Origin of the sequence: Collinsella sp. HCP28S3_B9 (assembly GCF_052066095.1) — a bacterium.
In the GTDB taxonomy this organism is placed as follows: Bacteria; Actinomycetota; Coriobacteriia; order Coriobacteriales; family Coriobacteriaceae; genus Collinsella.
The window spans coordinates 18,861-34,338 of sequence record NZ_JBQHST010000004.1; the positions used below are offsets into that span (position 1 = coordinate 18,861).

General features: G+C 59.5%; 12 protein-coding genes. 6 read left to right on the forward strand and 6 right to left on the reverse strand.

Features of this window, described 5'->3' with window-relative positions:
• Positions 1–18: 18 nt before the first annotated feature.
• The 4 genes from ACTNBB_RS01865 to ACTNBB_RS01880 form a co-directional block, all read right to left on the reverse strand.
• Positions 19–852, reverse strand: coding sequence for an amino acid ABC transporter permease (locus tag ACTNBB_RS01865; protein ID WP_427747661.1), 834 nt, complete (start codon positions 850–852; stop codon positions 19–21).
• Positions 849–1,508 carry an amino acid ABC transporter permease gene (locus ACTNBB_RS01870; RefSeq protein ID WP_441056360.1) on the reverse strand — a complete coding sequence of 220 codons (660 nt, stop codon included), beginning with the start codon at positions 1,506–1,508 and terminating at the stop codon, positions 849–851. The genes ACTNBB_RS01865 and ACTNBB_RS01870 overlap by 4 nt, the downstream gene beginning before the upstream one ends.
• A 138-nt stretch (positions 1,509–1,646) precedes the next feature.
• On the reverse strand, positions 1,647–2,642 hold the full coding sequence (locus ACTNBB_RS01875; RefSeq protein ID WP_441056361.1) for a glutamate ABC transporter substrate-binding protein: 996 nt from the start codon (positions 2,640–2,642) through the stop codon (positions 1,647–1,649).
• 649 nt (positions 2,643–3,291) lie between these two features.
• Positions 3,292–5,073, reverse strand: a complete 1,782-nt coding sequence (locus tag ACTNBB_RS01880) for a 1-deoxy-D-xylulose-5-phosphate synthase (RefSeq protein ID WP_441056362.1) — start codon at positions 5,071–5,073, stop codon at positions 3,292–3,294.
• A gap of 227 nt (positions 5,074–5,300) precedes the next feature.
• On the opposite strand from ACTNBB_RS01880, the gene ACTNBB_RS01885 reads away from it, so the two are divergent.
• The 5 genes from ACTNBB_RS01885 to ACTNBB_RS01905 all read left to right on the forward strand — a co-directional run bounded on the left by ACTNBB_RS01885 (position 5,301) and on the right by ACTNBB_RS01905 (position 9,826).
• Positions 5,301–5,858: an HD domain-containing protein gene (locus tag ACTNBB_RS01885; RefSeq protein ID WP_441056363.1), complete on the forward strand. Its 558-nt coding sequence runs from the start codon at positions 5,301–5,303 to the stop codon at positions 5,856–5,858.
• A gap of 3 nt (positions 5,859–5,861) precedes the next feature.
• The gene (locus tag ACTNBB_RS01890) at positions 5,862–6,881 is read left to right on the forward strand and encodes a putative ABC transporter permease (RefSeq protein WP_441056364.1); all 1,020 of its coding nucleotides are present in this window, start codon (positions 5,862–5,864) and stop codon (positions 6,879–6,881) included.
• 198 nt (positions 6,882–7,079) lie between these two features.
• Positions 7,080–8,357, forward strand: a complete 1,278-nt coding sequence (locus ACTNBB_RS01895; protein WP_441056365.1) for an ammonium transporter — start codon at positions 7,080–7,082, stop codon at positions 8,355–8,357.
• A gap of 188 nt (positions 8,358–8,545) precedes the next feature.
• The gene (locus tag ACTNBB_RS01900; protein ID WP_117734256.1) at positions 8,546–8,884 is read left to right on the forward strand and encodes a P-II family nitrogen regulator; all 339 of its coding nucleotides are present in this window, start codon (positions 8,546–8,548) and stop codon (positions 8,882–8,884) included.
• Positions 8,885–8,968: 84 nt separating this feature from the next.
• Positions 8,969–9,826 (forward strand): HAD hydrolase family protein, encoded by an 858-nt coding sequence (locus ACTNBB_RS01905; protein WP_441056366.1) that lies wholly within the window; start codon positions 8,969–8,971, stop codon positions 9,824–9,826.
• A 24-nt stretch (positions 9,827–9,850) separates the two neighbouring features.
• Here the strand turns inward: ACTNBB_RS01905 and ACTNBB_RS01910 are convergent, their stop codons facing one another.
• Positions 9,851–13,138: an ATP-dependent helicase gene (locus tag ACTNBB_RS01910; protein WP_441056367.1), complete on the reverse strand. Its 3,288-nt coding sequence runs from the start codon at positions 13,136–13,138 to the stop codon at positions 9,851–9,853.
• Between the two features lie 7 nt (positions 13,139–13,145).
• On the reverse strand, positions 13,146–14,156 hold the full coding sequence (locus ACTNBB_RS01915; RefSeq protein ID WP_441056368.1) for a helix-turn-helix transcriptional regulator: 1,011 nt from the start codon (positions 14,154–14,156) through the stop codon (positions 13,146–13,148).
• Positions 14,157–14,378: 222 nt separating this feature from the next.
• Between ACTNBB_RS01915 and ACTNBB_RS01920 the strand changes: the two genes are divergently transcribed.
• Positions 14,379–15,476 carry an RtcB family protein gene (locus tag ACTNBB_RS01920; protein ID WP_441056369.1) on the forward strand — a complete coding sequence of 366 codons (1,098 nt, stop codon included), beginning with the start codon at positions 14,379–14,381 and terminating at the stop codon, positions 15,474–15,476.
• The last annotated feature ends 2 nt before the right edge of the window (positions 15,477–15,478 follow it).

Genomic DNA, 15,478 nt, shown 5'->3' on the forward strand with positions numbered 1-15,478 from the left:
ACTGGAAATGGTAAAGCGTTAGCGGATGATGGTCGCGCCGGTCTTGTGCGAAACGTAGACAGCGGCCTTGTTGATCGCGACGTTGATGAGGATGTAGATGACCGCGATTACCAGGTAGACCGACACGAGGGCGTCGTAGTTGGTAATGAGCACGCGGGCATTTTGCATGAGGTCGGGGTAGCTCACCACGTAAGCGACGGTGGTGTCTTTGACTACGACCACAAGCTGCGAAATCAACGACGGAATGATAAACCGAATCGCCTGCGGCAGCACGATTTTAAAGGTGATTTTAGCTTTGGAGAGACCGAGCGCTTGGGCTGCCTCGACCTGCCCGCGCGGCACGGCGTTGACGCCCGCGCGAAAGATCTCGGCCAGCACGCCGGCTGCAGCGAGCGCGACGGGGAGCGTGAGCATCCAAAACGACGGCAGCGCAATTTTGTACTGAGGCAGCACCAAAAAGAAGAAGTAGATGAACAGCAGGCTCGGTACGCCGCGGAAGAAATCGGTGAGCACGCGGCAGACCAGCTGCAGCGGCTTAATGTCGCTGGTGCGGCCGAGCATAAGGGCTAGGCCCAACACCAGCGCGATGGCGCCAGCGGTGAGTGCGACTTTAACGGTGCCCTCAAAGCCGGCAAGCAGGAACTTCCAGGTGGTGAGGTGCGTAAAGAAATACCAATAGTGGACCGAAAGCTGACCGGTCACATAAAAGCGCTGCAACACGAGGACGGCGAGCGCGGCGACGGCAACAAGCGAGATAGCGGTGCCGATGCGAATCTTGGCGCGCATCTTGGGGCCGGGAGCCTCGTAAAGCGCATCGCGCATGGTGAGCGCAGAAGAGGAGTGCTTGCTCATCGGAGGATCCTCACCTTCTTATCGATGTAGTTGCCAATGTGGCTCACCACAAAGGCCGTGCCCAGGTAGCCGAGCGCCGAGATAAAGAACGCGGCGACGCCGCCGAGCGAGCGCGTGTTGATGTAGCTCACCACGCCGGTGAGCTCCTGCGGTTGAAGCGGCACCTGGCTGCCGAGTGCGGTGGTGAGCATGACGGCGATAAAGAGGTTGGTCATGGGCAGCACGCTCGAGCGCAGCGCTTGTGGAATCACGATCTTGGCGAGGATGCGGCTGAAGCTCATGCCGAGCGAGCGCGCGGCTTCCACCTGGCCGACGCCGACGGTGTTGATACCGCTCATAAAGTTCTCGGAGCCAAAGGCCGAGCCCAAAAGGACCGTGGCGACGATAACGCAGGCGCGGTAGGGCAGGACGACCTTGAGCGGCGGCAGCGCATAGACGACGATGATAAGCAACGCGATGCCGGGGATGTTACGGAAGACCTGAACATACAGGTCGCCAAAAATGCGCAGCGGCTTGAGCGGCGACACGCGCATCACGGTGACGGCGACGGCCAGCACCATGGCGATGGCAAACGACTCAAGCGTCATGCCCCAGGTTGCTAGCAGCGCGTCGATATAGTTCTGGCCATAGAGCGACCAGAGCTCGGAGAGACTCATGCGGACCTCCCGCCGATAAGGAAAGGGGCTCCCGTGTGTACGGAAACCCCGACAACTCAGTGTGGAAACAGTTTAGCGCAATAAAGCGCATCGTGCGTTTCCGTATGGTTTCGTAGCGGCCGTTACTGGGCTCGCTGTCTAGGCGCCGATCTCGGGCAGCTCGGGAACGTTGGTGTCGCCCGTGCGATCGCCGATGCAGATCTGCCACAGCTCGGTCCAGGTGCCATCGTCCTCGATCTTCTTAAGGAAGTCGTTGACAAAGGCGACGCCGTCGGAATCGAGCGGCAGGCCGATGCCGTAGGGCTCTTTGCTGCCGAAGGGCTTGCCGGCGATCTTGTACTTACCGGGCTCGCGGACCAGGGCGCTCTGCTGCATGTTGTTGTCGATGACGTAGGCGTCAACGCGGCCCTGCTGAAGTGCCTGGCGGGCCTCCTCGTCGGTCTTGAACTCCTGCTGGCTGGCCTTGGGGGCGAGCTCCTCCAGGATGGCGGGGCCGTTGGAGCCGGACTGGACGGCGACGTTCTTGTCGGCCAGGTCATCGACGCTCTTGATGTCGTCGTTGTCGGCGAGCACCAGGATGGCCTGCTGGGTGTAGTAGTAGGGGCCGGCAAAGGAGACAAGCTTCTTGCGCTCATCGGTAATGGTGTAGGTGGCAAAGACGGCATCGACCTGGCCGTTCTGCAGGACGGACTCACGCGTGTCCGAGGTCACCTGGGTGATTTCGACCTTGTTCTCGCCCAGAATGTAGTTGGACAGGAGCTGCGCGATGCCGGCGTCGAAGCCACGGGTCTTGCCGTCCTTCTCGTTGAGGAGGGAGAAGAGCGTGGAGGTCTGAACGCCACCGATCTTAAAGACGCCGGCGTCCTTGACGGCCGTGGCCCAGGTGCTGGCGGCGATGGCGTCGTCATCGGCCTTGGGGCCGTTGTCGACGAGCTTGTCGAATGCCTTGGCATCGAGCGTGGTGGAAGCCTCGGTGTCCTCGGGGCTCTTGGAGGAGCCGGCGGCGGAACCCTTGTCGGCCTCGGCGCTGGTGTCGGAGCAGCCGGCAAGACCAAGGCCGGCGACGGTTGCAAAGGTGGCGGCGATGAAGCCGCGACGGTCGAGAACGACCTGCTGGGAGAGGTTCTTGCTCATGGTAGAACACCTTTCTCAATAAAATCCCTAGCGGTTGAATAGAGTTATACCCTATCGCGCTCAAATGGGTCAACACGAAATAACTCAGAAACATACTTACCTTATGGGTAATTCTACCTACCAAAAAGGGACAGGTTTATTTTGGCAGGTTTTATCTGGGCAAACGTCAGTTATTGCAGCTGAGATAGCGTTTTGCGGACGGCATGGTCGCTCGCGGCGGTCGCTATAATGGCGGCAACGCGACATATATAAGTAAGGAGATCGCGTATGAACGGCTATTCGTTTTTCGCGCCGACCATGACTTAAAACTACCACAAAGGGGACGGGTACCTTTGTGGTGGTTCTTGCAGATGTGGCGGCTTGCCTCGCTGTTTTGTCTCAATCTGTAACATCTGCAGCCATTTTTGCCGAGTAACTGTTACAGATTGAGATTTTCTCTTCAGGGGGATTTGAGTGTCTCGATCTGTAACATCTGGACGGACAAAAGGTCTCTATCTGTTACAGATTGAGACAAACAACAGGGGCAAAGACGGTTTGTCTAGATCTGTAACAATTGGGCGAGGATTTGTCCTCTAGGTGTTACAGATCGAGACAATTGAGTTGGGAAAATAAAAACCTCCGCAGGGGTGCTTCCCTTGCGGAGGTTTTTCTACTCGTTCAGCAGGCGTACTGCTTCGGCGGCCATATTCTCAACCGTCATGCCGTTCTGAGCAAGCAACTCGTTGGGGTCGTAGCGGTCGGGAAAGCCCTTGGCGATGCCAAAGGTGCGCGTGCGCACGGGCGTGCAGGACAAGTAGCACGCGACGCGCTCGCCCCAGCCACCGTCCAAGATGCCGTCCTCGAGGGTGACGACAACGCGATGCTCGGCGGCAAGGCCATCGAGAGACTCGCGGTCAAGCTCGGTTGCAAAGCGCGGGTTGACGAGCGTGGACTCTATGCCGTATTCGGCAGCCAAGCGGTTTGTCACGCGCTCGCCCAGCTCAAAGAAATCGCCAAGCGCGAGCACGGCAACGTCGCGGCCCTGACGCACCACGTCGTAGCGAACGGCGCTGTAGTCGGTGTCCTCTGCGGGCGCCAAATCGGGGCGGCTAACCAGGCCAATGCCCGGAACGCGGATCGCCACGGGATGCTCGCGGTGGTCGAGCGACCAGCTCAGCATGGACAGGTATTCCTCCATGCAGGCCGGTGCCAGATAGCGCATGTTGGGAAGTCCGCCCAGCATGGATATATCAAAGAACGAGAGGTGCGTCTCGGATGTGGTGCCAAAGATCGACGCGCCAAACACCAGGATGGTTGCGGGGGTGTCGTTGAGGCACAGGTCGTGCCACAGCTCGTCGTAGGCGCGCTGCAAAAACGTGCCGTACACACCAAAGACTGGCTTGGCGCCCGAGCGCGCAAGCGCGGTGGCAAAGGTCACGGCGTGCTCCTCGGCAATGCCCACATCGACGAACTGTTTGCCGGCCGCGGCGCGAAGCTCGGGTGTAAAGCCCATGATGTAGGGCGTGGCGGCCGTGATGCCCACGACCTGCGGATCGCGCTCGATGGAGGCGCTGAGTGCCTCGCCCGTAATGTCGGCATAGGTGCGCGGCGCAGGCTCGCTCGGATGGCCCGGGCAGAGCTTGCGCCCGGTTGCCATGTCAAACGGACCCACATGGTGCCAGCGCTCGGGGTCGCTCTGGGCTGGCTCAAAGCCCTTGCCCTTGGCGGTGGAGACGTGCAGCACGATGGGATGATCGATATTGCGCAGTTCCTGCAGCGCGTCGACGAGGGCTAACACATCGTTACCGGTGTCCAGATAGCGGTAGTCGAGCCCCATCGCGCGGAAAACGTTGCGCTCACAGGCGCCGTTGCTGGCGCGCAGCTCGGCCAGATTGCGATACAGGCCGCCATGGTTTTCGGCGATGGACTGGTCGTTATCGTTGACGATGATGATCAAGTTGCTGTCGAGCTCGGCGGCATTGTTGAGGCCCTCAAACGCCAGGCCGCCCGAAAGCGAGCCGTCGCCAATAACGGTAATGACGTTATACGTGTCGCCCGCCAGGTCACGAGCGTGCGCAAGGCCGCAGCCCAGGCTCACCGACGTGGAGGTATGGCCCATGGCAAACAGGTCGTGCTCGGACTCGTCGGGATTGGCAAAGCCAGAAGCCTCACCATAACGCTCCGGATCGATATAGGTGTACGCGCGCCCCGTCAGCGCCTTGTGGGCGTAGGTCTGGTGCGAAACGTCAAAGACAATCTTGTCGATGGGGGAGTTAAACACGCGATGAAGCGCAACCGTAAGCTCAACGACGCCCAGGTTGGGGGCAACGTGCCCACCGACGGCGGCGGAGCTTTCGAGGATTGCCTGGCGGATCTCGCCGCAGAGCAGCGGAAGCTCGGCGCGGTCGAGAGCCTTGACGTCCTCGGGCGTTGTCGTTTGCGTAAGCAGCATCGTTGTGGGTTACTCCATGCGAATCGAGCGCCGGCGCTCCCTCGGCCGGCACAATTGCACAAAACAGTCTCGCACATTTTGGCGTTTGATATGTGACGGCGGCGCGGTAATTCGCCAACTGGTGGGGCAAAACGTTTTGTCCGATGCCATACTGGTAGATTCGATGATGATTTATTCAATGCGTGCAGGCTGTGGCTTGTCGCCGTGAGTCGCTGGAAGGAGGCAGCATGTCCGATGTCGTTCGTGCCGAGAAAATCGCGCACGAGGTCGACTGTGCCGCCCGTCAGCTCGCCCAGGCGGGCCGCTTGGACCTGACGCACGAGTTTATCCAGCATGGCGATGTGACGGTCTATGCACATGTGACTTCGGTAGCGCGGGCGAGCCTGTCCTTTGCCGAGCGCTTGGGCCGTGTCGGTATCTCGGTCGACCGCGCCTCGTTGCTGCGCGGAGCCCTGCTGCACGATTACTTTCTTTATGACTGGCACGATCCCGATCCGAGCCATCGGCTGCATGGCTTTCGGCATCCGTTTTTTGCCCTGGCGCGTGCGGAGGAAGATTTTGAGCTGACGTCGCGCGAGCGGAATATTATCGTGCGGCATATGTTTCCGCTGGTGCCGGTGCCGCCGACGTGTCGTGAGGCATGGATTGTGTGCCTGGCGGATAAATGGTGTGCTCTGCGCGAGACGGTCGCCGGCCGTCTGCCGCGCAAAGGCGGCGCGAACGATTCGAACGAGGGCTCGAGTGACGGCTCGAGCAAAGATTCGAGCGAAAAGAGGAGAGGGTAGACGGTGGGAACCGCGATCGACATGGCATTTGACGGCGCGACGCTTGCCGCCTGTCCGCTCTCGGCACTGGTGCTCTCGTTTGCCTTTTACGGGTTTTGCGGTTGGGCATGGGAGTCGACAGTCTGCGCCATGCTCAACCAAGGACGCTTTGCCAACAGCGGATTCTTGCTGGGGCCGTGTTGCCCTATCTATGGTGTGGGCGGCATAGCCTGCTGGCTTTTGCTGCGCGGGATTCCGGATGCCTCGAGCCAATTTGTCGCCGCGGCGCTTGTGTGCAGCGTAATCGAGTACAGTGTGGGCCTTCTATTGGAAAAGACAACAGGCGCACGCTTTTGGGACTACTCGCACCTGCCGTTTAACTTGCACGGACGTATCTGCCTGTACTGGGCCTGCGCGTTTGGCCTGGGCGCGTTGTGCATTTGTCGTTTAGTGGAGCCGGCATTGCTGGGGCTGCTTGGCCATCTGCCGGTGCTGATTGTGCGGCTGTCCGCCTTTATCGTCGCGGTCGCGATGATGGTTGATGCGGTGTGCTCGTTGGCGAGCTGGCAGCGTCTGTCCGATCAGCTGGAGCGTGTGCGCGCCGACCTTGCCGACCGCATCAATGAGTCGCTTGCCGATGCCTCGGACTCCATGCTCGAACGTATTCCCGATTCGACGATCGACTCGGTAGCGCAGACGCATATCCGTAGCCGCGCCGTTAACGCGTGGCTGGTCGAGCTGGGCGACGCGGCGCTCGATGCCCTTCGTGAGAAGGCTTCGATGCCGACGTTTATCTCGGATGGTGCTCGCGGCCTGGCGCTTGCCGCCCGCCGCGTGGCCGATGCCGCGCCGAGCATGCCGCGTCCGTCGCTCAGTCGTCGCCTTGCCGGTAAGCGCATGAGCCGTCCGGTGCCGAGTGTGTCGCTCAGCCGTCGCGACCTGCGCTTCTTCAATGCTTTCCCGCGCTTGCGCATCAATCGCTACGAGGGCGTCATTCGAGCAACTAATCTCCGCGACCGCGCCCACGAGCTGTTTCGGCGCTAGCCGGGATGGGCGCGCACACGGCTCCCTTGCTCGCGTATTTCCCGTTCGTTTCGCGTCCGTTGCCGCGCCGTTTCCAAGATTGCGGCACCGTTTCCATTCGACAACGCAGCGTTTAACAACGCCGTATCTGGTCTACACCAGTTGCCCCTCGGCCGCATTATGGGCGCCGACAACGTTCATGCGATCAAGGGGGAGCGAATGTACGATACGGGGTCGACAACGTTTATGCTCATCTGCACCATGCTCGTGTTTTTAATGACACCGGGTCTGGCGTTTTTCTATGGTGGCCTGTCCAGGCGCAAAAATGTCATCAACACCATGCTCATGTGTTTTGGCGCCATTGGCCTGGTTGGTGTGCTGTGGATTATCGCCGGCTGGTCGCTGGCCTACGGTGGCAATGGTTCCAGTCCGTTTATTGGAGGCCTTGACCAGCTGCTGTGCCTGCCGGTGCTCAACCAGGTGCTGCAGGCGGCCGAGGGCAATGCTGCGGACGGTGCCGTCTACCCTCAGATCATCAACATCGCCTTCCAGATGGCATTTGCTATGATCACGGCTGCTATCGTCACGGGCAGCCTGGCCGGCCGCGTTAAGTTTGGTGCCATGACGGCCTTCCTGGGCATTTGGCTGCTCGTGGTCTATGCGCCGCTCGCCCACATGGTCTGGGGCGGTGAGGGTTCCTTTATCGGCGACATCATCGGCGCGCTCGACTTTGCGGGCGGCGACGTGGTGCACATCTCGTCCGGTCTGACGGGCCTGATTCTCTGTTTAATGCTCGGCCGTCGTCGCGGCTTTGGCATGGTGAGCTACCGCCCGCATAACGTGCCGTTTGTGGCGCTGGGCGCCGGCCTGCTTTGGTTTGGCTGGTTTGGCTTTAACGGCGGCAGCGAGTTTAAGGCCGACGCCGTGGCGGCGCTCGCCATCCTCAACACCGTGACGGCCAGCGCGGCGGGCATGGTCTCGTGGCTTGTCGTCGAGCGCGTGCATACCGGTCGCCCCACGCTGGTGGGTGCCAGCACCGGTCTGGTTGCGGGCCTTGTGGTGGTCACGCCGGGTGCGGGCTTTGTCGAGCCGTGGGCAGCGCTGGTCATGGGCCTGATCGTATCGCCTGTCTGCTACCTGGCCATTAGCCATCTCAAGACCAAGTTTGGCTACGACGATGCGCTCGACGCGTTTGGCTGCCACGGCATCGGCGGCATCTTGGGCGGCGTGCTCACGGGCCTGTTCTGCGTGCCGGAGCTCTCGTGGACCGGTAAGGGCGGCCTGTTCTACACGGGCGACGTGTCGCTGCTCATCTCGCAGATCTTGGGCATTGTGGTGACGGTCGCTCTTGTACTGGTGCTCGATTTGGTGATCGCCGCGGTGGTCAAGGCGCTGTTCCGCGGCAGCCTGCGCGTGGACGAGGCAGACGAGGCGCTGGGCCTGGATGCGAGTCAGCACGGCGAGAGCGCGTATCCCTCGTTCTCCGGGCTCGATTAGAAGCTTCCCCAAGCACCGCACCTTGCCGTTCAATCGTCGCGCGGCTTTCCCAGGCACCCGACCTTGCCCCTCAAACCGTCGCTTGCGTACCGAAGTACGCGGCGCTCCTCTTTCGGGGCAATCTCGGGCACCTCGAAAACCCGCGTCGTTGAATGGCAATTCATTTCTTTTATTGAGAGGAATTCACTATGAAGAAGATTACGGCGATCGTTCGTGCCGAGAAGCTTGAGGTTCTTAAAGATGCGCTGTTTGCTGCCGATGTTCGTGGCATGACCATCAACCAGGTGCAGGGCTGCGGTGCGCAGCATGGCTGGAAGGAATATGTGCGCGGCAACGAGTTGCTTGTCAACACGATCCCTAAGGTGCAGTTCACCCTCATCTGCGCCGATGAGCATGTCGACGGAATTGTCGAGATTATCTGCAACGCCGCTCGCACCGGTGCCGTTGGAGACGGCAAGATTTGGGTTGAGCCGGTCGAGGAAGTTATCCGCATCCGCACCGGCGAACACGGCCCCGCCGCGGTGTAGAATCGACCGCCTGACGGGTGTGCCTCTCTTGGGGCGCGCCCGTTCTCGTCTACAATATCGTGCAGACGAAGGAGAGGCATGCCCATGATCAAGATGTTTGCGAGTGACTTAGACGGAACGCTGCTGAACGCCCTGCACGAGGCAGACGGGACCATTCGCCGTGCCATTCGCGAGCTGACCGAGGCTGGCCTGCATGTGGTTCCCGCAACCGGGCGCTCGACGCTGCCGATCGGCGAGCATGGCTTTACAGGTCTGGCACTCGACGCCTGCTGCTTCAACGGATCCATCGTGCGCAACAGCCATGGCGAGGTGCTCAAGACCTGGACCATCGACCCGCAGATTACCGAGGAGCTGCTCAAGAAGTTCCCGGGCATTTGCTTTGATTGCTCCACGCCCGATGGCATGTTCTCGAGCGGATCGTTCGAGATGCACCAGGCGGGCTTTAAAAAGGACAGTCCTATCAAGCGCATCGTGATGCGCGGCATGCGTGCACGTGGGGGGTATCACGAGGAACAGTATTTCGACCAGTCGATCGGTGACATCCTGCGCCATGACGTATGCAAGATCAATTGTCGCGTGACCTCGCCCGAGCTGGAGCGCGACCTTAAGGCGTATTTGGCCGAGCGCTCGGACCGCGTGGTCAACGCGCCGTTCGATCCGGTGATGTTTGAGATCACGGACGTGGCGTGCAACAAGGGTGAGAGCGTGGCCTGGCTGGCGGGCTACTACGGCATTGCCGAGGACGAGGTCGCGGTTTACGGCGACGGCGGCAACGACATCGCCATGCTCAAGCGCTTCCGCCACAGCTACGCGACCAAAAACGGCAGCGATGCCGCCAAGGCCGCCGCGAGCGCGACTATCGGCAGCTGCATGGTTCACGCCGTCCCCAAACACATGCTCGCCACCATGCATAAGCAAAACTCCCGCACCATCATCGAATAGTGTGACAAAGGGACTGCCCCTTTGTCACATTCCGGGGTTCTCGACTAGCCAGTGCTCGTAGGCGCGCTGCATGACCTCGGTTTTGTCGGCTTTTTTGCGGCAGCCCTTCTGCTCCTCGATGGCCAGCTCATAGGCATCGCTTTGCTCAAAAGCGCTGGTATCCCAAGCGCCGTGTTCAATGCGCGACCATACGGCATCGATGAGTTGTTCGAGCTCGGCAATGTCGTCGGCGTTGGCGGTTGTCGCGAACGGCGGGCGGAGCTCGCCCGTTGTCTTGTCGGGTTCTACATAGTAGTCGCCCATGGAAGTGACGGTGTAGCCATAAAACTCGGGTGACGCTTCGACCAGCAGTTTGTAGAACTTGAGCTGACGATGGTAGCCTGCGGGGACTTCTTTGCCAAAACCAGTCTTGTAGTCAACGATCTGCACCGTTTTAGCTGCATCGTCAACGAGGAGCAGGTCGAGAAAACCAAAGAGCGGAGTTCCTTCGGTGGTCAGGCACTGCATATTCGCCTCTGTGACGCAGCGATAGCCATGCACATGCTCGACAAGCCAGGGGACGAATGCACGACAAATGCGTTCGAAGCGCTCCGAATAGCGATGGACGTCCTCGGGGGCAAAATCGAGCCACGAAATCTGCTGGCGATACTCGGCCTCAATTGTCTCAATCGCCGCCTCGCCATCGGCTGCCATTCTATTAACGATCTCCTCGAACATCGCGTGAACGATGGTGCCGAATTCGGTTTGGATCGTGGGCGCCGTGGGCAGGCGCACAATCTGCTTCTCAGGGAAGTGCTGGCTATTTGCGCATCCAGGCTCGTACGTCACAAAGTTGTTGAGCGCTGTGGCAGAAAGAAACTTCACGTCGGTATGAGGTTCCAAAAGCGCGCGGAGCTCGGGCGTATCAAACACGTAGTTGTCGCGCCACTCGGTTTCGATTGCAACGCTGAGCTGGTCTGTCTCAGCAGAAACTTCGCAAGAGTCGATAAGCCCCGTGAGCTCCTGCAAAGCCAACCCGCCGGCGCGGTACAGCTCGAGGTGTCGCTTAGCGCGCGTGATGGCGACAAACAGCAGGCGACGCGCGTCGTCGTTGTCCTTTTCATCACGAATCAGCAGGTTGGATGGGTACAAACTCATGCCGCCGGCGCCTTTGTGCCAAGTGGAGTCGTCGGCATCGAGCAGGTAGACGCAGTCGAATTCCAGGCCCTTAGAGCTATGGGCGCTGGTGAGGCGAACAGCTCCCGGCGCGCCGAGGTTGATCGATGCGTCGATACTCACGCCAAACTTTTGAGCGGCATCGAGCTTGTCGACAATATCGGGCAGGCGAAGCGCGCGTCCCATACGGCGCGCATCTCCCATTTCACCTTCGGCAAAGGCGAATAGGGCGCGGATGCCGGCATTGAATTCGGCGGCACCCAGCGGATCCTGTTTTTTATGATCCTGATAATAGCCAAGGCTGCGTTCTACAATCTTAAAGAGCAACGCTCTGACCGGGGAGGCGCCGGCCTCGGCCGCCCACTGCATAAGGTCGTCGTGCAGCTCTTTGACGCGGGCGATATTGCTCTCGCGCATGGCGGCCATCCAGTCGCCATGCTGGTCTCGCTTAGCGCTGAGCGCAAACGTCACGGACGATGGATGGTCACCGCCCAGCTCGGTGGCACAGATGATCTGCGGAAGATAGCTGCTGGCGAGCTCCTTCTTCCCGCGAGTAAGCGCGGCAACGCAGCGCAGCAGCGCCAGCGTCGTCTGCATGCGCTCGGAGGCAAAGAGATTTTGCCGTTCACGATAGGAAAACGGCACGTTCTCCTTAACGAGGAAGGGGATAAGCGAACGCAGTGCGGCGTGTTTGGCAGAGATGACTGCAATTCCTTCATTGGGATCTTCGCAGTCATTGAGGTAGCCGGACTCAAGCCGCTGCTTAATGCTCGCAGCGACAGCGGCGTATTCTTCGGCTTTGCCGCTGAAGACGTTCTCACTAAAGTTGACCTGGTCACCTTGGGGCCTAAACGCCACGATCGATTTGTTCGAGCTGGCGTCGAGGCGATATTCAATTTGCCGTGCGATAGCTTGACCAAGCTCAACGATGGCGGGCGTGGAGCGGTAGTTGGTCTTGAGCACGATGCTCCGGGGCGAGAACTCGGCCGCAAACTGGTTGGCGCATTCGATCGTGGCGCCCTGAAAACGCATGATGGCTTGATCGTCATCGCCAACGGCCATAATATTGGGCGCATCAACGCCGTCGCAGAGCAGCTCGATGATGCGCATCTGGGCACCATTGGTGTCCTGGAACTCGTCAACTTGGATATAGGTATAGGTGTCCTGGAGCACTTGGCGCAACGCGTTGTTGTGCTCGACAGCGTTAACAAAGTCGCCGATCATGTCGTCGTAATCGTAGAGATGGTGTTGGTCGAGCTCGCTCTGGTAGCGACGCGCGATCCCGCAAGCGGTCTTGAGTCGCTCGCTCTGCTCTGCAATCTTAAACGTGCGCCCCTGAGAGTTGCTGCCTCCAAAGAAGGCATCGCGCACCTTGGTGTATCCCGAGGATTTGCCCTTCTCATCGATGAGCTCGGTGCGGCGAACGGTGTCGCGCAACTCAAGGATGTACGGCACGTATGTGCCGGCGGGACAGTCAATCGGGCGGGTGAGCGATGTGGGTGCCATGGCGCAGGCACGCTCGACCTCTTCCTCAAAGCGTTCGGCTAACACGGCGCTTGCCCTTCCACAGACGAGCGTAAGCAGCTCGGAATGTTCGGTGAGCCAGGCAGCGGCGTCGATATTCTGCTGCGCGATGGCGCTCAGCGTGTCGTAGTCCAGGCCACTGCGTTTGATTTTGGAGACAAAGCCGATCATCTTACCGATGTTTTGTGCAGGCATATCAGGTGACCCTCCGCCTAACGGAGAACCAAAGGGCAGCGATTTGAGCAGCCGATCAAAAATCTCTTGCTGGTGCAGGCTGGTAACAAGCGTGTCGGTCGAAGGGCGCATGAAGTACTCGGGATAGCGCGACCTGATGCTGCTTGCAAATCCGTGGAACGTACTGACTTCGATGCCGTAGGCGTCGCGGCCGATGAGCTCAATCAGGCGCTTGCGCATGGCCTCCGCGCCCGCCTCGGTATAGGTGAGGCAGAGGATGTTGCTAGGGGCGGCGTCGCGTTTGGCCAAGATGTTCGCCGCGCGCAGGCTCAGCAGCTGCGTCTTGCCGGTGCCGGGGCCGGCAATGACGAGCAACGGACCATCTAGGCATTCGACGGCCTCGCGCTGTTCGGGATTCAGGCGCTCGAACGATACGTTAAAGTTGGGGGTCATGTTCATGGCAGTATTACCTGTCTTTCTGGTAGAGCGCACGCGTGCTATCGAGATAGTCAAGATACGTATCGATGGCACTTTGAGGTTGAACGATCTTAATGAACGTGCTGAGTTGCAGCAGCCAGCCAAAGAACTGCGGAGACAGCGGGGCTTTGACGGTCGCCAGCAAGCGCCCATCCTGGTTCTCAAACACAACGGCGTCGAGCCCGAACTTGTCGATGAGCGGGTTCATTGCGCGGTCATCGAGTTCCAGCACGACGGTGGTCTTGTCGGCCGCGTAAACGCCAAACGACGGCGAAACGTGATCTTCGAGCACATAGCCCGCGATACGCGGATCCTTGGTCGCGGGCTCCTCGGACACCGCAACATCGAGCATGCGGTCGACGCGGTAGGGCGTGAACGGCTGATGACCCGAGCCGGCATTAGCCCATTTATCTCGAAACCCGATCATGTAATAGAGTTCGTCGGAGTAGATAAGGCGTACAGGCGTGAGCTCGTAGGTCTTTCCGTCATGATTAAGGGCCTTTTGCTTGGCGGCGTCGTAGTGGAAGTAATGGAAGCGGATCTTGCGTTTTTCGCGCATAGCCTGCTGAATCAAGTCGATGTTGAGCAGGGCATCGGAGTTTTGCATCTTCACGCGCGAAGGCACGTCGACGCGCTTGTGCATCAACTCGCGTTCGCCCAGGCTGGCGAGGCTCTGCAGCTTGCCGATGAGGTGGTCGGTCAACTCATCGGTCAAAAACGGCGAACTCTGCACGGCGTCAACAAGCATGATGAGCTCTTGCAGGTCGAGCGGGCGCGAAGCCAGGGCCCATTCCCTGCCACCGCGTTGGTCGATGTTGAGCCCAAAGTCGCGAAGCGTTTGCAGGTCGCGATAGATGGCCTTGCGTTCGGCTTCGAGGTCGTGATAGGCGAGCTCCTCGATGATCTGCTGCGTTGTGAGCCCGTGCGTGCTGTCGGTCTTTTCCATCAAGGTTTTAAGCAGGAACAGAAGCCTGAGCTTTTGATTTGGTCTGTTCGCCACGTTGTCTCCTTTCGCCGGTAGGGTATCAGGCGGAGATACAAAACAAGACCCGTTATTGGGACTCATTGTAGTCCGCGCGACCGTAGTATTCGCAGCAATAAGAGCTCGAATAGGGCGAAAGGTGGTTAAACGGAAATCGGCGGTTTGGCTGGATGGTGTGACATGCGCTCTATTGGCTTGGGGCCGGTTCCGGTTTACAAGGATCAGAACAGGAGAAATGCGATGGCAGACATCAAAGTCTTTGCCGAGAATCTTGAGGATTCAACCAAGGAGCAGATCGAGGAGATTTCCAGCTGCCCGGCGTTTGAAGGTGCCAAGATCCGCATCATGCCCGATGCCCATAAGGGCAAGGGCTGCGTGATTGGCTTTACGGCAAACTTGGGCGACAAGGTGATTCCCAACCTGGTGGGGGTCGACATCGGATGCGGGATGTATTGTGTGCCGCTTGCGGAGACCATTGCGCGCGATGACCTCATTCAGTTCAATCGCGATGTGAAGCGCGCGGTGCCCACGGGCTTTTGCCTTCATCGCGATCCTGCCTGCGCACTCGCGGACTTTGACATGGGGTCGCGTGATTGGCTTCAGGACAAGCGCAAGGTTGAGCGCTCCATGGGCACGCTGGGCGGCGGCAATCACTTCATTGAACTCGACGAGGACGAGGATGGGTGCCAATATCTGGTCGTGCACACCGGCTCGCGCAACATGGGCAAGCAGACGGCGGAGCATCATCAGGCGCTGGCGCAGAAGGCGTGCACAGCGGATATCCCCGACGAGCTTAAGTATCTCGTGGGAGATCTTTCTGCCGAGTATCTCGTCGATATGCATAACTGCCAGCGCTTCTCGAATCAGAACCGCAAGGCGATTGTCACACAGATTGTTGAGCGTACGGGAATTCGACTCGACGGAGACGGCTTTACCACCAGGCACAACTACATCTCGGAAGGCGGCATGATTCGCAAGGGCGCCATTAGCGCTCATGCAGGCGAGATAGTGCTGATTCCGTTCAACATGCGCGACGGTGCCGTTATTGCACGCGGCAAGGGAAACGAGGAGTGGAACTGCTCGGCGCCGCACGGGACGGGTCGTGCGATGAGCCGCACCAAAGCGTTCCAAACGCTCGATACCAGGTCGTTCGTTAACGAGATGCGCGATGCCGGCATCTACTGTCCGAGTGCATGCGAGACGACGCTCGATGAGTCGCCCGAAGCGTATAAGCCTGCGGATGATGTACTGAGACTCATGGACCCGACGGTTGATGTTATTCACCGACTCAAGCCGATTTGGAATTTTAAGGCTACTGGTAAGCGTGGTAGGCGTTAGGA